Below are 333 nucleotides of genomic sequence, written 5' to 3' on the forward strand. Positions count from 1 at the left end.
TAGGTGATGAAAATTCTAATGAATGGATGGCAGACGATAACATTGATGATCATATTGTAAAGAATCACTTAGAAATGATTGTTGACCGAGTAGCTAATGATAAAGAGTTTTATATTTTCGATTCTTTAATACAAGGACGTAGTTTTAAAGATATTAGTAATGTCTTAGAGTGTTCAGAACAATCTGTAAGATTATGGTATGAAACCTTATTAGATAAAATTGTGGAGGTGATAGAATGAGTGAGTTAACGGCAAAACAAGCGCGTTTTGTGAATGAGTATATAAGAACACTTAATGTAACACAAAGTGCCATAAAAGCAGGCTATAGCGCAAA

Annotated in this window: 2 protein-coding genes; both read left to right on the forward strand. The window is 32.1% G+C overall.

Annotation, left to right across the window (positions count from 1 at the left end; translation table 11 throughout):
* A partial coding sequence (locus GUI70_RS22870; protein WP_202630579.1) for a hypothetical protein occupies positions 1 to 239 on the forward strand: 239 nt, incomplete at its 5' end.
* The coding region (locus GUI70_RS25475; protein WP_161884543.1) for a terminase small subunit at positions 236 to 333 on the forward strand (98 nt) is incomplete at its 3' end. The genes GUI70_RS22870 and GUI70_RS25475, both read left to right, overlap by 4 nt.

Origin of the sequence: Deinococcus alpinitundrae (assembly GCF_009982895.1) — a bacterium.
GTDB classification, from domain to species: domain Bacteria; phylum Deinococcota; class Deinococci; order Deinococcales; family Deinococcaceae; genus Deinococcus; species Deinococcus alpinitundrae.